Annotated in this window: 20 protein-coding genes; 8 read left to right on the plus strand and 12 right to left on the minus strand. The window is 68.7% G+C overall.

Features of this window, described 5'->3' with window-relative positions; translation table 11 throughout:
* Positions 1–47: 47 nt before the first annotated feature.
* Genes ACQY7V_RS08775 through ACQY7V_RS08800 form a run of 6 tightly spaced genes read right to left on the minus strand, consistent with a single transcriptional unit; the run spans position 48 to position 4,075 of the window.
* Positions 48–464, minus strand: coding sequence for a hypothetical protein (locus ACQY7V_RS08775; protein ID WP_320836008.1), 417 nt, complete (start codon positions 462–464; stop codon positions 48–50).
* On the minus strand, positions 461–802 hold the full coding sequence (locus ACQY7V_RS08780; RefSeq protein WP_235361673.1) for an ABC transporter: 342 nt from the start codon (positions 800–802) through the stop codon (positions 461–463). Before ACQY7V_RS08780 ends, ACQY7V_RS08775 begins: the two co-directional genes overlap by 4 nt.
* Before the next feature lie 16 nt (positions 803–818).
* The gene (locus ACQY7V_RS08785) at positions 819–1,049 is read right to left on the minus strand and encodes a hypothetical protein (RefSeq protein WP_154478120.1); all 231 of its coding nucleotides are present in this window, start codon (positions 1,047–1,049) and stop codon (positions 819–821) included.
* 55 nt (positions 1,050–1,104) lie between these two features.
* Positions 1,105–2,007, minus strand: coding sequence for a type II secretion system F family protein (locus ACQY7V_RS08790; protein ID WP_428639827.1), 903 nt, complete (start codon positions 2,005–2,007; stop codon positions 1,105–1,107).
* A complete protein-coding gene (locus ACQY7V_RS08795) occupies positions 2,004–2,864 on the minus strand; it encodes a type II secretion system F family protein (protein ID WP_428639829.1) in 861 nt (286 codons plus the stop codon). The genes ACQY7V_RS08790 and ACQY7V_RS08795 overlap by 4 nt, the downstream gene beginning before the upstream one ends.
* Complete coding sequence (locus ACQY7V_RS08800; protein WP_154478417.1) at positions 2,861–4,075, minus strand: CpaF family protein; 1,215 nt, start codon at positions 4,073–4,075, stop codon at positions 2,861–2,863. The genes ACQY7V_RS08795 and ACQY7V_RS08800 overlap by 4 nt, the downstream gene beginning before the upstream one ends.
* Positions 4,076–4,272: 197 nt before the next feature.
* Here ACQY7V_RS08800 and ACQY7V_RS08805 point away from each other — a divergent pair, with 197 nt between their 5' ends.
* Positions 4,273–5,388 carry a phosphotransferase gene (locus tag ACQY7V_RS08805; RefSeq protein WP_320785727.1) on the plus strand — a complete coding sequence of 372 codons (1,116 nt, stop codon included), beginning with the start codon at positions 4,273–4,275 and terminating at the stop codon, positions 5,386–5,388.
* Between the two features lie 141 nt (positions 5,389–5,529).
* Here the strand turns inward: ACQY7V_RS08805 and ACQY7V_RS08810 are convergent, their stop codons facing one another.
* Positions 5,530–8,883: an ATP-dependent helicase gene (locus ACQY7V_RS08810; protein WP_428639831.1), complete on the minus strand. Its 3,354-nt coding sequence runs from the start codon at positions 8,881–8,883 to the stop codon at positions 5,530–5,532.
* Between the two features lies 1 nt (position 8,884).
* Positions 8,885–12,010 carry a PD-(D/E)XK nuclease family protein gene (locus ACQY7V_RS08815; protein WP_428639833.1) on the minus strand — a complete coding sequence of 1,042 codons (3,126 nt, stop codon included), beginning with the start codon at positions 12,008–12,010 and terminating at the stop codon, positions 8,885–8,887.
* A gap of 76 nt (positions 12,011–12,086) precedes the next feature.
* Between ACQY7V_RS08815 and ACQY7V_RS08820 the strand changes: the two genes are divergently transcribed.
* Positions 12,087–12,311, plus strand: a complete 225-nt coding sequence (locus ACQY7V_RS08820; protein WP_235361662.1) for a DUF3107 domain-containing protein — start codon at positions 12,087–12,089, stop codon at positions 12,309–12,311.
* Between the two features lie 93 nt (positions 12,312–12,404).
* On the opposite strand, the gene ACQY7V_RS08825 is transcribed toward ACQY7V_RS08820, so the two are convergent.
* The gene (locus ACQY7V_RS08825) at positions 12,405–13,034 is read right to left on the minus strand and encodes a ferritin-like fold-containing protein (protein WP_154478108.1); all 630 of its coding nucleotides are present in this window, start codon (positions 13,032–13,034) and stop codon (positions 12,405–12,407) included.
* Between the two features lie 137 nt (positions 13,035–13,171).
* Here ACQY7V_RS08825 and ACQY7V_RS08830 point away from each other — a divergent pair, with 137 nt between their 5' ends.
* The 6 genes from ACQY7V_RS08830 to ACQY7V_RS08855 all read left to right on the plus strand — a co-directional run bounded on the left by ACQY7V_RS08830 (position 13,172) and on the right by ACQY7V_RS08855 (position 21,060).
* A complete protein-coding gene (locus ACQY7V_RS08830) occupies positions 13,172–13,867 on the plus strand; it encodes a FadR/GntR family transcriptional regulator (protein ID WP_303773699.1) in 696 nt (231 codons plus the stop codon).
* Between the two features lie 119 nt (positions 13,868–13,986).
* Entirely contained in the window at positions 13,987–15,426 is a 1,440-nt protein-coding gene (locus tag ACQY7V_RS08835; protein WP_303773698.1) for a four-carbon acid sugar kinase family protein, read from the plus strand.
* Positions 15,427–15,474: 48 nt separating this feature from the next.
* Positions 15,475–16,359 (plus strand): NAD(P)-dependent oxidoreductase, encoded by an 885-nt coding sequence (locus tag ACQY7V_RS08840; protein ID WP_235361657.1) that lies wholly within the window; start codon positions 15,475–15,477, stop codon positions 16,357–16,359.
* Between the two features lie 43 nt (positions 16,360–16,402).
* Positions 16,403–17,296: an SMP-30/gluconolactonase/LRE family protein gene (locus tag ACQY7V_RS08845; RefSeq protein WP_428639838.1), complete on the plus strand. Its 894-nt coding sequence runs from the start codon at positions 16,403–16,405 to the stop codon at positions 17,294–17,296.
* 19 nt (positions 17,297–17,315) lie between these two features.
* Complete coding sequence (locus tag ACQY7V_RS08850) at positions 17,316–19,163, plus strand: alpha/beta hydrolase (RefSeq protein WP_428639839.1); 1,848 nt, start codon at positions 17,316–17,318, stop codon at positions 19,161–19,163.
* 238 nt (positions 19,164–19,401) lie between these two features.
* A complete protein-coding gene (locus ACQY7V_RS08855; RefSeq protein ID WP_154478415.1) occupies positions 19,402–21,060 on the plus strand; it encodes a DEAD/DEAH box helicase in 1,659 nt (552 codons plus the stop codon).
* Between the two features lie 218 nt (positions 21,061–21,278).
* Here the strand turns inward: ACQY7V_RS08855 and ACQY7V_RS08860 are convergent, their stop codons facing one another.
* Genes ACQY7V_RS08860 through ACQY7V_RS08870 form a run of 3 tightly spaced genes read right to left on the minus strand, consistent with a single transcriptional unit; the run spans position 21,279 to position 23,163 of the window.
* Positions 21,279–22,079 carry a beta-carotene 15,15'-monooxygenase gene (locus ACQY7V_RS08860; RefSeq protein WP_320836017.1) on the minus strand — a complete coding sequence of 267 codons (801 nt, stop codon included), beginning with the start codon at positions 22,077–22,079 and terminating at the stop codon, positions 21,279–21,281.
* A complete protein-coding gene (locus ACQY7V_RS08865) occupies positions 22,079–22,786 on the minus strand; it encodes an ABC transporter ATP-binding protein (protein WP_154478092.1) in 708 nt (235 codons plus the stop codon). The genes ACQY7V_RS08860 and ACQY7V_RS08865 overlap by 1 nt, the downstream gene beginning before the upstream one ends.
* Positions 22,783–23,163 (minus strand): GntR family transcriptional regulator, encoded by a 381-nt coding sequence (locus tag ACQY7V_RS08870; RefSeq protein WP_154478089.1) that lies wholly within the window; start codon positions 23,161–23,163, stop codon positions 22,783–22,785. Before ACQY7V_RS08870 ends, ACQY7V_RS08865 begins: the two co-directional genes overlap by 4 nt.
* Positions 23,164–23,553: the final 390 nt, after the last annotated feature.

Here is a 23,553-nt window from a genome sequence, read left to right on the forward strand (position 1 = left end):
CCTCCCCTCGGCCCCCGATCCCCCCGAAGCCCGCGCGCCTCCCCCTCTCACTCATCGAGACGCACGCCCTCGACCAGGGTCGCCGAACGGGCCTTGACGGGGATCGCCAGGCGCGTCTGAGCCCACCTCGGGACGAAGGGAAGGGGGACGAGCACCGACACTTCGACTTCGACATCACGATCGGGTCCCGAGCACACCCGGCACCCGAAGGAGGTCCGGGGGCTCGAGGCCACATGGAAGTCATCGAAGGCCAGGCCGATCTGGGCGAGCGCCCTCGCCTCGTCCCCCGAATCCTCCGCGAGGATCCGCGACGCCTCCCGGGCCCCCGCCTCAGCGGCGAAAAGAGCGCCCTGCACCTGCGCGAGACTCACCACGAGGTAGACGACGGGGACGACGAGCAGGAACACGAGGCCGACGAACTCCACCGTCGCCTCACCGCCCTCCTGGGCCCAACGCCTCATCATCCCTCCTCGATCAGGGACGATCCGGAAACCGTGAGCCACTGCGGTCCCCATGACACGAGGATCGGGATCCTGGTCGTCACCGTCACCACGAGGACCTCGGCACCGTCGACGCCCTTCCGCTCCGCGCTGATCCGGGCATCATGAGCACCGGCCAAGTCCGCGAAGAGCGCCCTCGTCCGCTCGACCGCCTCGGCCTGAGAACCCCCGAGGAGCCCGCCCCGCCGGGCCCCCTCCCCCGCAGCCGCGATCGCCATGTTCCGCGTGTGCAAGGCGAAGGCCAACTGGAGGAGCGCCAGGACCACGATGAGGACGATGACCTGCACGAGGGCGTGGGACACGACCTCGGAGCCCTCCTCAGATCGCAGAGAGCGAATCCATCGCACGGTTGAAGATCTCCACGAGTCGATCCGAAGCCACCCCCCAGATCACGACGACCAACGCCGCCGTCATCAAAGTGATGAGCACCCAGCCCGGCACATCCCCGCGCTCGGGGTCGCCCTGCGTCCTCGCCCGGGCGAGGAGACCATCGCGGAACGCCGTGAGCACTCCGCGCGCACGGGCCCCGATCCCCCTGAATTCATTCATTTCCCATCTCCTTATCCTCCCCGGATGGGGAATCGTGAAGCCCCTGTCCACGGACCTAGGGCATCAGTTCAAGAGCCATCAGCCCCGGATACAGCGCGAAGAGCACCGTGACCGGGAGAATGAGGAAGACGACCGGCAGGAGCATCGCGATCTCCCGTTTGCCGCCCTCCTCCAAGAGCCTTTGACGCGACGCCTCACGGATGTCCCTCGCCTGATCGTGAAGGACCCTGGCGAGCGGAGACCCCCGCTCGATCGCCGTGATCAGCGTCTGGCACAAACGGTCCAGAGGCGCCGAGTCATTGCGCGCGCCCAGCTCGCCGAGCGCCCTCGTGCTCGGCAGCCCCAATCTGATCTCCGCGACGGTCACCTCGATCTCATGAGCCAAATCCGAGTTCGAGATCCGCGCCACCCGCTCCAGAGCGGCAGGAATCGACTCCCCCGCCCCGACGGCCAGGGCCAGGAGCTCCGAGGCGTCGGGCACCTGCACGTCGATCCGACGCTGGCGCGCATTCGCCCGCACGCTGAGGAGACGATCCCACAGGGCGACGCCCGCCAATGCGCCGAGCGTTCCGAGGACGATGAGCGACGCGAGCCCGCTCGCCCCTCTCGACCACGCGAAAGGCGCCCCGAAAGCGACCGCGCACCCCATTCCCGCACCGCCCGCGAGCGCCTGCCGCAGACGGAAGGGGGCCGGATCGGGATCCGCGCCCAGGAGAACCAGGCGCCGCACGACCGTCGGCGTCGTCGACCCGAGGGAATCCGCCAGCGCCGCGAAGACGGAGGATCCCCTCCCCCTCCCCGGAGCGCGCATGCTCGCGGGGCGCCCGGCCGCCACCCGCCGGGCGAAGTTCGGGCGCCTCGCAGCGATGGCCGCCGCGACGAGCAGGACCCCCGCCCCGAAGGCGAGACCGACGAGCGTCGGACTCGCACCGCCCAGGGCCCCCATCACGCCCCTCACCGCAGAGTCCTCGGATCAGAGGACAAACGCCCCACGGCGCGCATCGCGAGGTAGGCGATCACGCAGACCCCCGCGCCCGAGACGAGGATGAGGATCCCCGCGGGGGTGTTCCACACGGCCGCCGCCCTCGGTTGCGCGGAGATCATCACGAGAACGAGCCACGGCGCGACCACCGCCAGACGCGCCGCATTGACCGTCCAGGACTGGCGGGCTTCGAGCTCCCCGCGCACCCTGGCGTCCTCGCGCAGCAGGACCCCCAGATCCCGGAGCAGCACCGACAGATCCGCACCGCCCACCTCCCTCGCCAGGCGCAGGGCCTCGACGATCCGATCGGCGACCGGATCCGCCAAACGCCCCTTGAGCCGCGTCAGCGCCGTGTCGAAGCGCCCCTCCGCCCGATAGTCGAGGGCGAACTTCACGAAAGCCGGGCGGAGCTCCTCCGGGCCCGTCTCGCCCAGCTCCGCGAGGAGTTCCGGAAGGCCGGCCCCGGCGCGCACGCCCGACACGAGCGAATCGATGACCTCGGGCCAGGCCTCGCGGGACTTCTTCGCCCAGGCGCGCGCCCTCGCCGCCACGAGCATCTGCGGCACCGGCGCGCAGATCGCTGAGACGATGACGGCCACGGCCGCAACGCCCGTCCACGCGTAGACGAGCAGCGCGATGATGAGCATCGAAGCGGCGCTGACGCCCACGAGGCGCAGCGGCGTCAATCCCGTGATCCTCGCCCTCGTCACCTGATCGGTCCAAGCCGGATACCATCTGGGCGCGGGCGGGGAGAAGGCCGGGGCGCCGAAGAGCGCGCTCAGGATGAGGACCCAGCCGACCCCCATCACCAGTCCCACGAGATAGGCGCTCATGCCTCAGCCCCCAGGAGGGATGACAGATCCGCACCCGCGGCCGCGAAGCGCTCGTGCAGCTCGGCCGTTCCCGAACCGCGCTTCGCGCGGACGCCGTCGAAGGACCACAGGAGCGAGGTCTCGATCCGATCCGCCTCCACCCTGCCCGGAAGATGAAGGATCTCCGTCACGCGGCGCCGCCCCGAAGAGTCCCGATCCACGTGGCACACGAGGTCGACGCTCGCCGCGAGCGTCGGGACGACGAAATCGGAGCGGACGTTCTCTCCCGCGAGCAGGGGCAGCATCGTGAGCTTGGACAGCGCCTCCTTCGCCGAGTTCGCGTGCACCGTCGCCATCCCGGGCACGCCCGCATTGAGGGCGAGCAGGAGGTCGAGCGCCTCGGCGCCGCGCACCTCTCCCACGACGAGGCATTCGGGCCGCATCCGCAGAGTCTCACGCACGAGGTCGCGCAGCGTCACTTCGCCGCGTCCCTCGAGATTGCCCGGTCTGGTCTGCAAGGACACGCAGTCCCGATTCGAAAGCCCGAGCTCGAAGACCTCCTCGCAGGAGATGACGCGCCGGGTCCTCGGCACCTCGCCGAGCAGCGCCCGCAACAGCGTCGTCTTGCCGGCCTGGGTCGCCCCCGACACCACGATCGACAGCCCCGCCACCACCGACGCCCGCAGGAAGGCCGCCATCGCCGAGGAGGCCATGCCCGCCTCGACGAGATCGGCCAGAGATCGGGCCCTCTGGACGTGCTTTCGGATATTGACCGACCAGTGGCCCGCCGTGACCGGCGGGATCACCGCATGGAGGCGCTCGCCTCCCGAGAGCATCGCGTCGACGAAGGGATGCGACAGGTCGAGCCTGCGCCCCGAATGGTGGAGCATCCGCTCCACGAGATCGCGGACCTCCTGATCGGACAGGATCACCGTGGTCAACTCGGGCACTCCGTTACGCGCGACGAAGACCCGGGAGGGCGAGTTCAGCCAGATCTCCTCCACGCTCGGGTCGTCCAAGAGGGGCTGCAAGGGCCCGAGCCCTACGATCGCGGCCTGCAGGCTCCGCGCCAGATCCTCGCGTTCGGGCACGGACATCGGGCCCGAGAGCATGTCGATCGCGTCGTCGATGATGCGCGCGATCGCCTCGGGCGAGGTCGCCGGATCGACTCCGCCCGCCGCAAGCCGTTCCCGGATCCAGTCCAGGTGGTCGTCAATGGCCTCATCCGCCATGAGCACTCCCGAATGAGATGTCCCACTCATCGAAACCGTCAGCTTCGACGCGCCTTCGCGTCGAATGCTCGGAAAGTACCAAATCCGAGGCCGCGCGTGTGGCCGTTTCGCCCGATTGTGGACGGAGGCAGACGCCCGTCCGCATATTCGGGGTCTTCGTCTCACCGAGGCCCTCGGGCATGTACCGTGGAAGCGTGATGCGCGCGAAGACCCCCCTCGAACTCGCAGCCCTGGCGACAGCCGCTGTCCCCGGACTCCGGGTCGTCGGGCTGCGCCCCCCGCAGTTCTCGGATGAAGTCATGTCGGTGACCGGCATCGTCGACCTTTCCGGCAACAAGTGGACCGTCGTGTGCCCGCATGACACGGTCGGCGGACTCGACCTCGACGCCGAGTCCGGCGTTCTCTCCCGCCTCGCGAAGGCGAAGGATGCCAAGCGCATCCCCTTCGACGTCCCGAGGATCCACGGGACCGCCCTCACTCCCGAGGGCGACCGCGTCATCGTCCATCAGGACCTCGGCGGAAGGACGATGGAGGCCGAGGACTTCGAGGACCCCCATCTCCTCCCCGCCTCGCTCGGCAAGGCCCTGGCCTCCCTCCATAATCTTCCCGACGTCGTTTACACCGGCATCCACCTGCCCGCGTACACCACGCAGGAATGCCGGGACCGCCTCCTGGCCCTGCTCGACGAGGCCGCAGCGCAGGTCCTCATCCCCGCCAACCTGTGGAACCGTTGGGAGGCGGCGCTCGACGAGGTGTCGCTGTGGCGCTTCGCCCCCGCCCCCATCCACGGGGATCTGCAGGGGAACTCGGTGATCGTCGAGGCCGGTACGGTCAGGGCCCTCACCGGCTTCACCTCCGCTCATCTCGGCGACCCCGCTCAGGACATCGCCTGGGTGCTCGCCCAGGCCTCCGACGCCTTCCTCGAGCGCTTCAAGGAGGCCTATTCCCTGGAGCGCAGCCGCAGTGACCTCCAGCTGTTCACCCGCGCTCAGCTGCTCTCGGAACTCGCCCTCGTGAGATGGCTCGTCCACGGCCTTCATGCGGAGGATCGTTCGATCATCGCTGATGCGCGCGAGATGCTGTCGGAGTTGAGCCGGGACCTCGGCGATGCGGATCTCATCCCGCGCAGGCGCGCGCTGAGCGATCCTGCCGCCGACTCGGATTCGTCGGCGGTGCGCAGCGCTTCGTCGCCGGAAGCGCGCAGTGCTTCATCACCGGAGGGGAGCAGCGCTTCGTCATCGGCGATGCGCAGCGTTTCCGAGGACGAAGCGCCCACAGAGCGCCTCGACCTCAACGACTTCGACCGGGACTAGACCCGTCCCCTCTCGCATCATGCATCTTGATGAGCCCGCTGCGGGTCCACCCGCAGCGGGCCGCAGTCGTTCCTCCTCGTTCGTTCCTCGTCGGGCGAACGCGATGTCGCGGCCGCGCTGCGTGTCGGAGATGGCCCTCGTTCACTCCTCGTCGGACGAGCGTCCCTGGGATTCGAGGGCGTGCCTGACGAGTTCCTCGATCGGGACCGCGGGGTCCACTCCCGCGAGCCTCTCGATCGTCGGCAGATCGATGACCTCACCCGTTGCGACGAAGGCGAGCAGCGCATCGACCTCGGTCTCGGGCAGGGAGCGGACGCGCGCCCATGCGGCCCGATAGAGCCTGAGCTGCGTCGCGAAATAGCGGAGCTTCGCCGGATCCGTTCCCGGATTCGGCGTCATCCCGGACTTCCAGTCGACGATCACGGTGCGCCCTTGCGCGTCGGAGAAGACCGCATCGATGCGTCCCGCGATGCTCATTCCCGCGAGCTCGAGCGAGAAGGGCTCTTCGATCGCGATCGGCGAACCCGTCCTGACGATCTCGAGCCGGGAGAAGTGCTCCGTCATCTTCTGGAAGCGGGCGCGCCCCGCCTCGTCGAGGGATTCAAGGCCCGTGATCGGTTCCTCCCACAGCTCGCCCGAGGCTTGATGGAGCTGACGCTCCGCCCAGAGGTGGAACAGCGTGCCGAGTGAGGAGTTCGCCGCCGGCGGGTTCGGCATCGGGCGGCGCGCTTTGAGGGCGAAGGAACGCGGATCCTCCAAGAGGGAGGAGACAGCGGTCGCGGGAATCCGGTCCCTCCAGATCACCTGCTCGGCTTCTTCAGCGCGAAGGCGGCGCTCCTTGAGCAGGGCCGTGATGTCGCGCACCCGTTCCGTGGCCCCCATGTCCAAGAGAACGGCGAAGACATCCGCGTCCGAATGCAGCTGGGTTCGCGCGCGGCGGACCCGTTCGGCCGACTCCGCGACCAGTTCACGCGAGGGCCCCGGCGCGACGGGGAAGAGCGGATCCTCGTCCTTCGCGCGCAGGCTCTCCAGTTCCTCGTCTTGCGGACAGGGGGGGACGGCCGACTCGAGCTCCTTGAGACGGCGGTCGAGGGTCTCGGCCATCTCATCGTCCAGGTCCTCCCTCCTCCCGTTCGCGAAGGCGATCTGCCGGGTCTGGAGGACCGTCCTCGCATCGTCGACGAGGGCGAAGCGGGCCTCTTCGAGATAGCGCGACGGCGGGTGGGGCTTCGTCGCGGTATCGAACCAGGATCCGATGAGAAGCTCGTCGTGCTTCGCCCTGGTGAGGGCCACGTAAGCGAGGCGCCGTTCTTCGCGTTCGGCGTGCCTGCCGAGCGCAGGCTTGTAGCTGCCGTCCAGCCATTTCCTGAACGCGGCCGCGGGACCCCCCTCAGCGGTGAGGTCGATGCTCGAGTCGGGCAGATCGATCGCGTCCCCGCGGAGATGGTGCGGGAGCTCCCCCGGGTTATTCACCCATCCTGAAGTCGCCGGGGGCTCATCGCACCACGTGATGCTCTTGGATGAGTCGTGCGAGGGGAAGGATCCGTCAGTGAGGCCGAAGACGATCACCCCGTCCCACTCCAGGCCCTTCGACTGGTGGACCGTGAGGATCTGGACGGCAAGAGGATCCGCTTCGACCGCGGGGCCCGCCAGGCCCCTCTCGTTCTCCTCGGCCGCCTCGAGCCAGGAGAGGAGCCCTGAGAGAGTCGGCGACTCAACGGATTCCTCGAAATCGGCGATGACATCGATGAAGGCGTCGAGGGCCTCGCGCGCCCCCACCCCGAGGGGATCGGCGATCGCATCATCGGAGATGGACAGCAGGTTCATCGCGCGTTCGGCGAGATCGACCAGTCCGCGTCCTCGCAGGGAGCGCAGCGCCCTGAGGCGGGAGCCGAGAAGACTCACCCGTCGCCACGCCGTTCCGGTGAAGGCGGGGGACTCCTTCGAGCGCCGCCATCCGGGTTCGGGCGGATTGTCGACGGCTTCGAGGAGGAAGGCCGAATGCCGATCGCGCCCCTGCCGGACCGCGAGTTCCCCGGCCCATTTGCCGAGGATCGCCAGATCGGCCGCTCCGAGATCGAGTCTGACGAGGAGGCGGAGGAGCGCAGGGGAATTCTGGACGTCCTCGGTGATCTCGAGGGCCGATCTCAGGTCGGAGACGGCGGGCTGGTCGAGCAGACCGCCCAGACCGATGATCTGCGTCGGGATCCCGCGATCGCGCAGGGCGTGATCGATGGGGAGGAAGTGTTTGCGCTTCCTCGCGAGGACCGCGATCGAATAGTCCTCGCCCCGATGCGCGCGCCTCAGTCCTTCGACGTACTCGGCGACCTCGGCGGCTGCGGTTTCAACCGTTGCGGAATAGGAGACGCGCACATCCCCCTCGCCGGCGAAAGGCGATTCGACGAGCAGGGGCGAGGGGGCCGTGCGCGCGCTCCGCCTCAGCGGCTCGGCGACCCGGTTCGCCGCGGTGAGGATCCGGCGGTCGTTGCGCCACGCCGTGGACAGGGCGAGCATCCGCCCCCCGGCGCCCTTCGCGGAGAACCTGTCGAGGAAGGAGTCGAGGGAGGAGGCCGAAGCGCCCCTCCACCCGTAGATCGCCTGATTGGGATCTCCGACGGCCGTCACCGGATGGTCGTGGAAAAGGGCCGACAGCAGGCTCATCTGGATGACCGAGGTGTCCTGGAACTCGTCCAGGAGCACGAAGCGGTGCTCGCCCCTGATCGAGGCGACCGCCTCGGGCGACGAGTGCACGATCCGCGTGGCGAGGACGAGCTGATCGGAGAAGTCGAGGACCCCCATCCGCCTCTTCCGGCGCTGGAATTCCCCGATCGGGTCGAGGAGGGCGATGCGTCGTCGATTCGCGCGGATCGCGTTGCGGATCGCATCGTTGCTCGCGGGGATCTCCTCGAGCTCCGCCGAGTACTCCTCGAGGCGTGCGCGCGCCGTCTCGAGGTCGTACTCGTGCTCCGCCAGCTGCCCGGAAAGGCTCAGGGCCTGATTCACGGCGGTGGCGATCGACATCTCCGTATCGATGGCCTTCGGCCAGGCCATGAGGATGTCCGTCATCAGCTGGACGCAGCCGGCTTCACCGAGCATGCGGAAGTCGGGATCCACTCCGATGCGCAGCGCGTGCTCCCCGACGATCCGCTGAGCGAAGGCGTTGTAGGTGAGCGATACCGGGGCTTCCGCAGCATCGATCCGCGGCACCGCCTTCGCGAGGAGGGAAACGCGCTCCGAGAGCCGCTCGGCGAGTTCGCCGGCGGCCTTCTTCGTGAAGGTGAGTCCGAGGACTTGACCGGGAGTGAGCTCCTCGTGATTCGCCAGTGCCCACAAGACCCTCATGGCCATCGTTTCGGTCTTGCCCGAACCCGCGCCCGCGACGACGAGCAGCGGCCCGGGGGGCGCCTCGATGATCGCCTCCTGCTCCGCCGTGGGCACGACCTTCGGGTCCACGATCTCCTGGATCCGCTTGGCCGACAGCATGCTCTCCCCCATTTCAGTCCACCGTCTTCCTGCCCCGCTCGTCGGCGGGGCACACCTTCGTGAATGAGCAGTGCTGACAGGTCTTCCGATCCGGTTTCGCGACGAAGGCACTGGCGCGAAGGGTCCCCGACACGGTCTTGAGCGCATCGAGCCAGCGCTCACGCGTCTCCTCGTCGAATGCCTTCTGGTGGCGTTCAGCCGGCTTGTTGCCGTTGAGATACACGAGCCTCGCGCCGACGACGTCGAAGCCCAGCTCCGCGAGGGCCAGCTGGTAGAGGGCGAGTTGGGGATGGAGCTCCGCCTCGCTCACCGAGATCGCCGACCCCGACTTGAGGTCGACGATCCGCACGCCCTCGTCCACCTTCTCGATGCGGTCGATCCTGCCGCCGATCACCGCATCGCCGATCCTCACGTCGATCGGGGTCTCGGTGTCCACGTCACCGGGAACGCCGACGAAGTAGGACGCCAGGTTCTCAAGGCGCCGACGCGCTTTCTCGACGAAGGCCTGCCCCTCCCACGTCCCCGTGTCGATGTCGAGTTCGCGGAGCTCGGCCTGGAAGAGCTCTTCGAGCGCCTCCCCGTCTCCGTGGGGCGCCTTCTCGGCGATCGCGTGGATGAGAGTGCCGATCCTCTGGGCGTCGCCTGCGGGGCCTTCAGCGCCGATGTCGGAGAAGAACCATTTGAGCGGGCACTTCATCGCCGATTCGAACTTCGACGGGCTCAATCGGACGACTCCCGAGGCGATCGGCTCGCTCGAGGAGAGGGGGCCCTCGCCCGTCCAGGTGGCCGGGTCCGCCGAGACGACGCCCTCGCGCCACAGGAGCGCCAGGAGGAGGGCCGCCTCCTCGCATTCCGCCTCGTCATCGCCGCGCGCTGCGCAACGGCGCAGATCCGCGATCTGGCCGAAGATGCTCAAGGGGGCCGGGGCGGGAGACAGGATCGGCGCGTCTTCACCCTCGAGTCCCGCGCTCGCCGCGAGCTGCTCGAAGAAGACCGAGGGCGCGGCGTCCTCAGCGCTCACGGCCCCGATGTGGAGTACCCCGGTGCAGCGCGACACTGCGGCCGCGAGGAGGCGGCGCTCGTCGTTGAGCACTTCCTTGCGCGCGTTCTTCGGGTTGTCGTCGAGGAAAGCCGACCCGTCCCAGGAATCCGCGATCCGCCCCGTTCCCAGCTCGGTGATGAGATCGCCTCGCAGGGTGCGGGTGCGCAGGCGCGTATTCGGCCAGACGCCGTCCTGGAGGCCGACGAGGGCGACGACCTTCCAGTGCCGGCCGACCGCCTGCGCGGGTGTGAGCACCGCGACTCCGGGCGGCCGCACGCCGACGAGGGCGATGGTGTCGATCGGCACCTGACGGTCGAGGAGCCCGCGGGCGAACTCGGCCGCCGTTCCCGAGGGATTGCGCTGTTCCCACACGTCGGCGACTCGCATGAGGGCGACAAGCGCATCGAGCTGGTCGTCGAACCATGCGGAGTCGTCATCCCCCTTCAACGCGCCTTCGCGCCAGGGCTCGGCGCGCTCGGCGAGCTCCCACATCCGCCACAGGGCTTCCTGGGGCCTCAGGGAGCCGACTCCGTCCCGTTCCCTCCAGAGGCGGTGAGCCCGTTCGAGGTCCCCGGGCAGCGCCCCCCTCGCGCGGTCCCGCCACAGCGATGGATCGTCGAGGAGGCGGCTCACGCCGATGAGGAAATCCGCATGCTCCTCATCGTCATCATCGTGGGCGGCGGGCTCCAGCGCGTTGAGGCCCGCGAGGAAACGATGCAGCTCCAGGCCGTCGAGCTCGATGAGCGGCGAGGAGACGAGCAGACGCGCGCGCTGCTCCTCGGGGATGCGGTCCTGCCCGGCTATGAGCTCCAGCAGAGCGCGCGTGGTCGCGTGAGCGGCGAAGTCGAAGGCCCGCGCCCCGCCCTCGACCGGCACGCCGCCGCGGCGCAGATAGCGGGCGAACTCCTCGGCCTGAGCGGCGGAGCGCACGATGACGGCCTGCTCGGTCCAGGGGATGGAGTCGTGGAGGCGGTGCTGCCTCAGCGCGTGGGCGATATGAGCGCCGAGCTGGGCGTTCGAGCCGCCGATATGGGCGCGGACGGCATCGGGATCCGGGGCGCCGCGCCCCTCGGCCGAACGCCTCGCGGGAGAACCCGTCTGCGAGATGTTCTCCACGATCCCGCTCACGCAGGCGCGCAGGCGCGGTCCCTGGCAGTGGACGGCGCCGAGGTCCATGGCCTCCGCGTTGATCGCCTCGCTCAAGCGGCCGTCCAGATGGGGCTCACCCCCGCGATAGCCGGCGATCGCCACATCCGGGTCCGCGAAGGCGACGACGCGGCTTCCGGCATTCACCAAAGAGGTGAGCAGGCGGATCGTCGAGGGCGTGCAATCCTGCAGATCGTCCACGACGACGAGATCGGGGGCCTCGAAGGCCCCGTCGACGGCGCGCTCAGGAGCATCGGCCTCCCAGGCGTCGATGAGCTCAGCTGCGAGCGACTGGATCCTGGCCAGATCCACCCGCACGACGTCGCGGTGCTCGACCGAGAAGGACTCGCCCGAGAGGTAGGCCTCCAGGAGCACCCCCGCCGCCACCCATTCCGGGTGGGCGAAGCGGTACCCGGCGTCGGCGAGGGCCGCGCCGTCGAAGCCCACCTCGCCGGCCCGGGCGAAAAGATCGCGCAGCTCGTCCCGGAAGGCGGGGATCGTGCGCATCTCGGGCGGCAGCGAGTCCGGCCAGGGCGCCGGGACCGCCTCGAGGAGCTCGGCGATGAGCTCATCCTGGAGGGCGCCCGTCACGAGCTCGACCGGGCCCAGCGGATCGTGTCGATTCAGACGCCAGGCCGACACCACCGAGTACGCGAAGGAGGCGGGCGTCCTCACCGGGCGCACCGTCTGCGGCACGAGTGCCTGGACGCGCGGAGTCAGGGCGTCCGCCCTCACGCGGTCCGGGACGAGGAGGATCGCCCGTTCACCGCGCTCGGCCGCGTCCTCCATGACGGCGAGCGCACAGGTGGTGCGCCCCGAGCCCGGTGCGCCCCTGACGACCAGGGAGGCGACTCGGGCGCGATCGCGCACCGCCTCCTGGGCGCGATCGAGACTCGGCACATCGGCCCACCCCGCGGGCCTGGGCCTCACCTGAACACGGATTCCGCTCATGACTCAATCCTCCCTCAGGCCATGGGCGTTTGCGGCGCCTAGCATGAGGACCAGGATCAACCCCTCAGGAGGACACATGAACATCACGATCGGTATCCGCGGCTCCGCCCGCGAAATCTCCATCGACCTCGACATCGAGCGCGAAGAACTCGTGTCGCGCGTCAACGCGGCGGTCCAATCCCTCTCCGTCCTCGACCTCACCGACGACAAGGGCCAGCGCTATCTCATCCCCGCCCGCTCGATCGCCTACGTCCAGATCGGGGAGCAGATCGAGCGCCGCGTCGGATTCGCCATCGTCTGAGGGACCGCGCCCTCGCCCCGAAGGCGCCGGGCACGGCAGCGAAGCGGCGCGCGGGGCGGGCGGCGGGAGGATCCCTCGTCCCGCCCCGTCCCGTCAGGCCTTGAGATTGATCTGGGCCATCCTCTCGCCGTGGCGCTTCGTCACGAAGGCCGCGATCGCGTCGGCGGTATCCGGGTCCTGAGCGAGGTCCGGGTGGGTGAACAGCGTCGCCCTGGCCAATCCGAGAACCTCACCGGCGACACGGCGCGCCCACAGCGACAGGCGGGCCGCGAGCTGCGGGTCGGCGGCGGTCACGGGCGCAAGATGCGTCCGCTCCCACTCGCCCTGCGTGAGGTCCCAGGGTGCGGCCTCGCCGTCGAAGAGCTCGTGGCGCTGGGACACCTCGAGAAGCAGATCCCCGATGATGCCGACGGTCACGTAGGTCTTCACCGTGCGCTCGAACCAGGTCGTGGGCCGCGTCCTCGCGTCCAGATCGTCGTACAGGCCGGAATACTGGCCCGCGGCGGCGAGGAGGTCGATGCCTCGATGAGCCGCCCACACCTCGAGCTGCTCGAAGATCTCGAATGCGCGCGCCGACATCCGCGCGTGCTCGATGTGCGCCTCGATATCGGGCGCCTGATCGCCGTCCTTGGCGAGTCGCGTCATCACCGCGAGCGCGGAGTAGGCGAGCAGGCCGATGACTTCAACGTCCTCGTGGGGAACGGGTGCGTACTCGGTGTCCATGCCCCCAGCGTAATCGTGCGGAGCGGCGTCCTCCGCGCCTTTCACGATCGGTCTTGCGGCTCGAGACCGTTCATGCCCCGCCTCCTCGTCGGAATAGTGCGATCCTTGAAGCCGAGTCCACAGGGAAAGGCACTGGAATGAAGCGGGACCTCGTCGAACAGGTCGTCGACGACATCACCAAGGCGATCATCGATGCCGAGTATCAGGAGGGCGAGGCGCTGCCCCCGGAGGGCGACCTGGCCTCGCGCCTGAACGTCTCGAGGCTGACCGCCCGCGAGGCGGTGAGGATCCTCAAGGACCGCGGGATCCTCGAAGTCGTCCAGGGCCGGGGCACCTTCGTCGCACCGCGCGCGCAGTGGAACGACCTGTCGACCCTCGTCGCCTGCGCCCTGCACGACTCGTCCCCGAGGGACGTCGGCCTTCGTCTCACCGAGCTTCGCCGGATGATCGAGGTCGGCGCCGTCGGCCTGGCGGCGCGCAATCGCTCGGAGGCGGATCTCGCCGCCCTCGCGTCGCACATCACGGCGATGGAGGCGGCCGATGAGGCCGATGACGTGTCCCGGCACATCGAGGAGGACCTGGCATTCCACCGGCGGATCCTCCTCGCCTCCGCGAACCCCTTCATCCCCGTCGTCATGTCCCCGCTTGAAAAGGCCCTCCACGAATCTCGTGTCGTCACGGCCTCCCATCCCCAAGTGCGCAAGCGGGCGCAGAATCACCACCGCGCGATCCTCGACGCCCTTCGGATCCGCGATGAAGAGGCCGCGAAGGACGCCATGCGGGCGCATATGACTCAGACGCGCCTGGATCTCGTGCAGAACACCGACTCCTGAGGTTCGCAGCTCCCGCGAAGGGCCTTGCCGATTCGACGAGGGCGGAATACCCTGAGATTAAACATCAGAGGTCTGAGCAATGTTGCTCGGACGGGAGTCGGCATCACGAAGGAGTGAACATGCCCCTCATCCCCCGCACCGATCTGCTCGCAGGACTGCCCCCGGCGCCCTCCATCACCGCGGCCGAGGTCGCCGCAGCCCAATCCGCCGCCTCCCACGCCCCCATTCACATCGTCCTCGACGACGACCCCACGGGCACCCAGTCGGTCGCCGGCCTCCCGGTGCTCACCTCCTGGGAGGTCGACGACTTCACCTGGGCGCTGGGAAGCGGCGCCCCGGCCGTCTACGTGATGACGAACTCGCGCTCCCTCAGCCCCGAAAACGCCGAAGGGATCACCCGCGAGGTCGTCGCCGCCGCCCTCGAATCAGCGCGGGGGCTCGGTGTCGAGATCGACTTCGTCTCACGCTCCGACTCGACCCTGCGCGGCCACTACCCCCTCGAAACGGACACGATCACCGACGCCCTGACATCGGCGACCGGGCGCGGCGCCGACGGGGTCGTCCTCGTCCCGGCCTTCCCCGAAGCCGGACGCATCACGGTCCACGGCATCCACTACGCTGGCTCGGCCGACCACGGGTACCTCCCCGCGGCCGAGTCCGAATTCGCCGAGGACAACACCTTCGGCTACTCCCGCTCCTCACTCGCCGAATGGGTCGAAGAGAAGACCGGCGGCGCCAGACGCGCCGACGACGTCCTCCTCATCGACATCGAAACCCTGCGCACCGACCCCGACAGGACCGTCGACATCCTCCTCAGCGCGAAGAACTCGACGCCCATCGCCGTCGACGCCGTCGAGACCGCCGACATGCGCGCCCTCGCGCTCGCCCTGATCCGCGCCGAGGAGGCCGGATCGCGCTTCATCTACCGCGTCGGCCCGCCCTTCGTCCGCGAGCGCATCGGCCAAGAGCCCCACCCCCCTCTCACCCCCGCCGAGATCGAGCACTCCCGATCGGGCCGCGCCTGCACCGCCGGCGGCCTCGTCGTCGTCGGCTCCCACGTCGGCGTGACCGCCCGCCAACTCGACCGCCTGACCCGCGGGAAGGACGTGCCCGTCCTCGTCCTCGACTCCGCCCGCATCCTCACCGGCGAGGACCCCGAGGGCTGCATCGCGGACCTCATCGACGAAGCCGTGGCCGCGCTTCAGACCGGGACCGCGATCCTGCGGACCTCCCGCGCGATGCTCTCCGGATTCGACCCCGACACGGCGCTCGCCCAAGCCCGCGCCGTCTCCGCCGCGATCGTCGCCGTCGTCCACGGCGTCATCGAACGGACGACCCCGAGATTCGTCGTCGCCAAGGGCGGCATCACCTCCTCCGACGTCGCCTCGAAGGGCCTGGAGATCCGGCGCGCCCGCGTCATCGGCCCCATGCTCCCCGGGATCGTCTCCCTCTGGTCCGCGATCGACGGTCCCGCGGCGGGGATCCCCTACATCGTCTTCGCAGGCAATGTCGGCACCGACGAATCCCTCGCGGAAGTCGTCGCCAAACTCGAGCTGTAAGCGCCGACGACGCAACCCCGCCCCGCCCCATCCGACAGGAGAAGAACAATGCCGTTCAGAATCGCCGTCCTCGGCCTCGGTGCCATGGGCCTGCCCATGGCCGCCCACCTCGCGAAAAGCTTCGAGCTCGTCGGCTTCGACCTCTCCGAGGAGCGCCGCGCCCTCGCCGCCTCCCGAGGAATCGCCATCGCCGACAGTGCCCTCGCCGCCTCAGCCGAAGCCGACTTCCTCCTCGTCGCCGTCCGCAACGCGGCCCAACTCGAAGACCTCCTCTACGGCGAGCAGGGCGTCGTCCGGATCCTCCCCGAGGGCGCGAACGTCATCCTCACCTCGACCGTCGGCACCGGGGCCGTCGAAGCCCTCGCCGCCCGGCTCGCGAAATCCGGCATCGGCCTCGTCGACGCCCCGATCTCAGGGGGCCCCCTCCGAGCCGGGAAGGGCGAACTCCTCGTCACCGCGGCGGCCACCCCCTCGGTCTGGGAGCGCGCCGAAGCGATCCTGCGCGCGATGGCCGGCACCCTCGTCCGCATCGGCGACGAACCGGGCAAAGGGCAGGCGATGAAGACCGTCAACCAACTGCTCTGCGGCGTCCACATCGCAGCCGCCGCAGAGGCCCTCGCCCTCGCCGGCAGACTCGGACTCGACCAGCGCACCGCACTCGACGCGCTCATGGCCGGGGCAGCCGAATCCTTCATGCTCGGCAACCGCGGCCCCAGGGCCATCGAAGCCGACGAGGGCCGCGATCCCGAAGTGCTCTCGCGCCTCGACATCTTCGTCAAAGACATGGGGATCGTGACGGAGGCCGCCAAACGCGCCGGCATCGCCATCCCCGTCGCCGCCGCCGCCGAGCAGCTGTTCATCCTCGGCAACGCGCAGGGCCGGGGCGCCGATGACGATTCAACCGTGATCCGCGTCCTCAACCCCCGCTCCTGACAGACCGCAGCCACAACGACGTGACACCCACGAGGAGACGACAATGAGAATGTCAGACCTGATCGCCGACGAATCGGCGCTCGAACGAGTCTTCACAGGGGGCCGATGGCTCGAAGGCCCCTGCTGGATCCCGCGAAGCAACACCCTGCGCTTCTCCGACGTCATCGGCGACAAGGTCTGGGACTGCTCCCCGGAGACCTCCGAAGCCGTCGTCCACCTGGACTCGCCCGATCACGTCAACGGACGCACCATCGACCTCGACGGCACCGTCATCCAATGCTCCCACGGCCGACGCCGCCTCGAACGCGACACCGACGGCGAGATATCCGTCATCGTCGACCGCTGGCAGGAGCACCGATTCAACGCCCCGAACGACGTGGTCGTCTCCTCCGACGGCTCCATCTGGTTCACCGACCCTGCCTACGGGATCATCTACCCGCAGGAGGGCCACCCCGGAAGACGCGAATACGCCGACCACTGGGTCTTCCGCATCACCCCGGAAGGACGCCTCACGGTCGCGATCACCGACGTCGTCGAACCGAACGGACTCGCATTCTCCCCCGACGAGTCGGTCCTCTACGTCGCCGACTCCGCCGCCCTCAACCGCGACGGCCTCATGGGGCGCCACCACATCCGCCGCTACCTCATCGACGATTGGCGGGTGAAGGCCGGTGAGGACTTCGTCGAAGTCTCCCCCGGAGTCCCCGACGGCATCAAAGTCGACGAGCTGGGCAACGTGTGGAGCTCCTGCCTCGACGGAATCATCATCTACTCGCCCGAGGGCGAGCAGATCGGCAGGATCCCCGTCCCCGAGAAGGTCGGGAACCTCTGCTTCGGCGGAAGCGACGGATCCGACCTCTACATCGCCGCCACTTCCTCCCTCTACGTGATCCCGACCCTGACGCGCGACTGCCGCAGGGCCTCCGGACGGGCATGACCGACAGGAGATGCACACCATGACGACGCATGCGCCCCACGACCGCTCCTCCCGCGGCTCCGCCTCCACTCGGGCCCTGTGGCTCTCGCTCATCCTCCTGACGATCCTCGCCCTGTGCGGCGGCCTCATCGCGAAATCCGCCGACTCCGGATTCGGCAGGGTCGAGGTCACACGAGTCGAGTTCATGACCGATTCGAATGAGCCGATGGTCGCGAAGATCTACCGCCCGACGTGGGTGACGGCCGAGAACCCCGCACCCGGCCTTCTCGCGCTTCACGGCTATCAATCCGACAAGGAGGCCACCACGACATTCGGGACGATCGAACTCGCGCGCCGAGGCTTCGTCGTCCTCAGCATCGACCAGTTCGGCCACGGATACTCCACTCAGCACGGCGTCGATCCGCAGATCATGTCGGGCGCGGCGAGCGGCCTGGCCCACCTCAAGTCCCTCGATTTCGTCGACGCGACCCGACTCGGCGCATTCGGGCACTCCACCGGTTCGATCTACGCCCTCAAACTCGCCAAGGCCGACGAGTCCGTCGGAGCGATCGTCGCCCTGTCGGGCAACGGCGGGGACCCGGACATCCTCGACGTCCGCAACTACCTGCTCGTCCAGGGCGACAACGAGGAGATCGGCGGATACCGCGAAGCGACCTTCCCGGTCTCGTCGCTCAACACCCACCCCGCGCGGCTCGAGGCCTTCGGCCTCGCCCCCGGTGAGACGATCGAATGGAACCGCACCTACGGCGACTTCGCCGACGGCAGCGCCCGACGGGCCGAACTCGTTTCAGGCACCCACCTCGGCGTCATGACCTCCGGCGCCTCGAACACCGCCGTGGTCGACTGGTTCAACGCGGCGCTTCGGGGCGGGCAGGAGGACCCCCACTGGATCCCCGCCGACTCCCACGTCTACCAGTGGAAGGAGATCGGCGGCGCGATCGCCCTCTTCTCTCTCGTCGCCTCGCTCATCCCCCTGCTGGGCCTCCTCCTGAGGCTCCCGGCCTTCGGCTCCATGCACCGCTCCGAGGGCGCGTACGCGGGAGGCGGCCGGAAGGGACTGGCCGTGTCGGCGCTCGTGAGCATCGTCATGACGATCCTCCTCTACCCGCTGTTCACCCAGAAGGGCGGCGGCGATGATCCGATCTCCGCAGCGATCCCCTTCCTGCCCCTGCAGATGGGCAACGGGATCGCGACCTGGCTGGTCGTGACGGCCCTCCTCACCTTCATCGCCTTCCTCGTGTGGAAGAAGACCGGAGCGGGCAAGGAGCGAAGCTGGTCCGACCTCGGGGTTCTCCCGGCGCAGGGCGCACGCCATGGGATCCTCCGCGCGCTCGCCCTGTCGGCGGCGCTCATCGCCTGGCCCGTCATCGTCGTGAGCCTCACGGCCTTCTTCCGGGGCCCGGAGTTCCGGGTCCTCTGGCCGATGCTCAAGACCCTGACTCCCGAACGCGCCCTCATCCTCCTCCCCTACTTCCTCGTGATCTGGGCCTTCTTCTTCGTGGTCAACGGCCTCGGTCTCAATACGATGTCGAGGATCCCGGCGCGGGATGGCCAGCGGGATCTCATCCTGTGGGCCAAGCGCTTCGCATACGCCTGGGTCTGCGCCGTTCTCGGCCTGTGCCTCCTGTGGCTCTTCCACTTCGTCCCCGGCTACATGGGCATCGGTCCCGGGATGGATGTCATCGGGCTCCCGAAACTCGGGGGAAGGTGGATGATGATGCTCAACGTCATCATCCCGCAGTTCACAGTCCTCGTCGCGCTCAACGTCTGGGTGCAGGTGCGCACGCGCTCCATCTGGGTGGCCTCCGCCGTCGGGGCGGCGCTCTTCACGTGGATGATGGTCGGCGGACAGGTCGGGGCCTTCTAGCGGCACCGGAGCACTTGAAATGAGTGAGTGACGCCATAACCGCTCGGTCAGCCGTGCTCGCCCTCGTACAATGGGGGCGACCACGGCTGACCGGTCGCTTCGAAGCTTTCTTCTGCGCCCGAGGCGCACCCCGGATATTGCGCGATCGGCTGCCACCCCCACCCCCGGACGATCCCGGGAGGAAAGGCAGATCGTGACGACCACGACGAACGAGGGCGCGAACGCGCCCGAAACACCCATGACCACGGCCGACGCCCCCGTTGAATACTCCGCGGGCGTCGTCAGGCTCGGCAGCATCGTCCCCGTTGCCGCCGAGCCGGAAGCCACCCCCGACATCATCGACACCGGCGATGAGGACCTCGAGCACAAGACCTTCGCCGACTTCGGCGTCACCGACCCGATCGTCGACGCCCTCGCCGACAAGGGGATCACGCACCCCTTCCCGATTCAGGCGCTCACCCTGCCGCCCGCCCTCGACCGCCATGACATCATCGGCCAGGCGAAGACCGGAACCGGCAAGACCCTCGGCTTCGGCATCCCCGTCCTCGAGGACGTCATCGCGCCCGACGAAGAGGGCTACGACGAGCTCCTCAACCCGAACAGGCCGCAGGCCCTCATCGTCCTGCCGACCCGCGAACTGTGCAAGCAGGTCGCCCAGGACCTGCGCGAGGCCGCGAAGTACCTGTCGACCCGCATCGTCGAGATCTACGGCGGCGTCGCCTTCGAGCCCCAGATCGATGCCCTGGAGAAGGGCGCGGACATCGTCGTCGGAACCCCCGGCCGCCTCATCGACCTCCTCCGCAAGAGCGTCCTCCACCTCAACGGCGTCGAGACCGTCGTCCTCGACGAGGCCGACGAGATGCTCGACCTCGGCTTCCTCCCCGATGTGGAGACCCTCTTGTCGCGCGTTCCCGCGAACCGGCACACGATGCTCTTCTCCGCCACCATGCCCGGCCCGGTCGTGGCGCTCGCCCGCAAGTTCATGGAGCACCCGACCCACATCCGCGCCCAGGACCCCGAGGACCAGAACCAGACGGTGAACACCGTCAAGCAGGTGATCTACCGGGTGCACGCGATGAACAAGGTCGAGGTCGTCGCGCGGATCCTCCAGTCGGAGGGGCGCGGGCGCTCGATCATCTTCTGCCGGACCAAGCGCACGGCGGCCCGCCTCGGCGAAGACCTCACCGATCGCGGCTTCGCGGTCGGCTCCCTGCACGGAGACCTCGGCCAGGGCGCCCGCGAGCAGGCTCTGCGCGCCTTCCGCAAGGGCAAGGTCGACGTCCTCGTCGCCACCGACGTCGCGGCCCGCGGCATCGACGTCGACGATGTCACGCACGTCATCAACTACCAGTGCCCCGAGGACGAGAAGATCTACATCCACCGCATCGGGCGCACGGGCCGCGCGGGCAACTCCGGCACGGCCGTCACCTTCGTGGACTGGGACGACACCCCGCGCTGGTCGCTCATCTCCAAGGCCCTGGGGCTCGGCGTGCCCGAACCCCTCGAGACCTACCACACCTCGCCCCACCTCTACACCGACCTGGACATCCCCGCCGGGACGACGGGGCGCCTCCCGCGCGCCAAGCGCACCCTCGCCGGCTTGGACGCCGAGGTCCTCGAGGATCTCGGCGGTCCCCGTCCCCGCTCGGAGGGACGAGGGCGGGGCCGCGGTCTCGACAAGGGGGGCCGGGGACGCGCCCATTCGGGCGAGCGCAATCGTCGTTCCAAGGACGGGGATCGCGAGCCCCGGGCCGGCCAGCAGGGCCGTTCCGACCGCGGCACCCGGGGTCGCGGCCGCGGCAATCACTCCCAGCCCGCCGAGGGCGCGCCGAAGACGGCGAAGGCCCCTCGTCAGCGGGTGCGCCGCCGCAAGGGCGGCGACAAGTCCGCGGAGTAACCGGTCGCCGACCGCCCTCCCTCATCGAGGTCATCACCTTTCCTCATCGAGGGGATGCGGCGCTTCCGCGCACGGACTGCAACGCTTCCAGGACCCCCGGCACCCGTACAAGCGCTCACCGCGCCTCCGCACGCGGAGGCGGTCGGCTGCGGCCGGGCATGACGGCGAACGCCCCGCCCTCGTCGATGAACGAGGGCGGGGCCGGAGCGCGAGCGGTCCTAGCGCAAGGAGGTGCGCCGCTCGATCGAACGGATGCCGAAGAAGGCCAGAACGATCGTGAGGAGGAGGGTCATCGGGATCATCCCGAGGCCGATGTGCGGATTCTCCGCTCCGTTGCGCAAGTCGGCGAGCATCGAGCCCCAACTGAAGCTCATCGTTCCAAGATCGATCGACCCGGGCAGGAGCATTCCGAGGAAGCTGAGGACTTGACCCGCGAGGTAGAGGAGTACGAGGCCGATCGCCGGGACGGTGAAGCCCTGGCGGTTCCAGCGCCCTTCCGCCCCGATGCTCATGACTGCGGCTCCGCCGAAGACCCACTGCACGAGCGAGAGGAGAAGGCCCACGACGAAGATGGCGACGACGGCCGTCGGAGTCTTGCCCGCGATGTCGATGAGCGCGCGCAGGCTCTCGGCGAGGCTCATCCCCGCCTCGCGGCTCATCAGGATGTAGGAGACGAGGAGGCCGAAAGCGGCGAAGAGCTGGCCGAGCAGCCCGAAGAGCATTGCGAATAGGGTTTTCGCCCAGTACAGGTCCCGTCCGCGCGCGGGAATCGTGTGGGTGAAGTAGCCGCGGGAGCCGTACATGCTCGTCCAATAGGCCGAAGCCAGCTGGACGACGATGACGAAGGGGACCGCGACCGAGGCGATGACGAGCACGGCCTTCAGGCCTGCCGAGACGAGCGGGATCTTCAAGAGCACGCCCCCGGCGGAGACGGCGACGACGAGCAGGGCGACGCCGAGGAGTCCGGCGACCTTCTTCCCGTTCTCACGGAATTCCTGGGCGAAGAGTGTGGCGAACATCAGCGGTATTCCTTCCTGAAGAGCTGGTCGAGGGACATGCCGTGCTCGTCGCGCAGGTCGTCGGCGTTTCCGGCGAGGAGAAGACGGCCCTCCTTGAGCATGATGACCTCGTCGAGGATCGGCTCGACGTCGGAGATGAGGTGGGTGGACAGGAGCATCGAAGAGTCCGGATCGAAGTCGCGCAGGATCCCTTCGAGGATGATGTCGCGGGCCGCCGGGTCGACGCCGGAGATCGGCTCGTCGAGGACGTAGAGGCGAGCCCTGCGCGCCATGACGAGGGCGATCTGGAGCTTCTGGCCCATGCCGCGGGACATCTCCTTGAGGGTGCGGTCCTTGGGAAGGCCGAAGTAGTCGATCGTCCTGCGGGCCTTGTCGGCGTCGAAGTCGGCGAAGAAGCGCTCGTAGAGGGCGATTGCCTTCTCGGCGTTGAGGGAGGTGTCGAGGAAGTCCGCGCAGGGGAGAAAGGCGATCTCCGCTTTGGTCTCCGGTCCGGGGGCGCGGCCGTTGATCTCGACCCTGCCCTGCCATTCCGCCAGGACTCCGGCGAGGATCTTCATGAGCGTCGTCTTCCCGCAGCCGTTCTCGCCGACGAGGCCGATGATGCGGCCCGGCGCGATGTCAAGGCTGAGTCCGTGCAGGGCCCGAGTCTTCCCGTAGGTCTTGATGAGCCCCTCGATTCTCACGAGCGGGGTCGGGGTCTGATTCATCGTGTCCGTCCTTCGATGGGAGTGTCGTTCCAGAGTGCGGTCAAGAGGGACTGGGCGTCGTCGAGTCCGAGTCCGAGGGCGCGCAGCTGCGCGAGATGGTGGAGGGTCGCTTCTCGGGCGAGCTGTGCGCGGGCCGCGCCGATGAGGCTGTCATCGTCGGTGACGAATCGGCCCTGGGCGCGTTCGGCGAGGGTGAGGCCTTCGCGGTCGAGTTCGCCGAGCGCCCGTTGCACGGTGTTGGGGTTGGCCCCTTCGGCGAGGGCGAGTTCGCGCACGCTCGGGATCTTCGAGGCGGGGGGCCATGCGCCCGAGGCGATGCGCGCGCGAAAGGCGGTGGCGAGTTGGAGCCAGATCGGCCGCGTGCCATCGAAATCCATCGGAGCTCCTTCCATGTGTTGCTGTATTAACTTACTAATACAGTGACACACAGAAGGAACTGTGTCAAGCCCTTCATACAGTTCGCCGTTTCAAGACGCGCTCGGCCCCGATGGCGGCGCCGCTTCCCCCCTCATCGAGGTCATCACCTTTTTCCGGCGAAGTCATCACTTTCCGAGGGCGAGGTCATCACCTTTATCCGGCGAAGTCATCACCTTCCCTCACCGAGGGGATCTCCGCATCCACGCCCCTTCGCGCACACGGCTCGCCCCGCCCTCGGCAATCTTGACGAGGGCGCACACCACCCCACGGGCCGAACGCACCGGGCGGCGCAGACAAGAGGAGGCCCCGGATACGACGAACCGCCGGGAGCAGACCTCAATAAGTCCGCC

Origin of the sequence: Schaalia sp., from assembly GCF_050312375.1 — a bacterium.
Taxonomy (GTDB): Bacteria; Actinomycetota; Actinomycetes; order Actinomycetales; family Actinomycetaceae; genus Pauljensenia; species Pauljensenia hyovaginalis.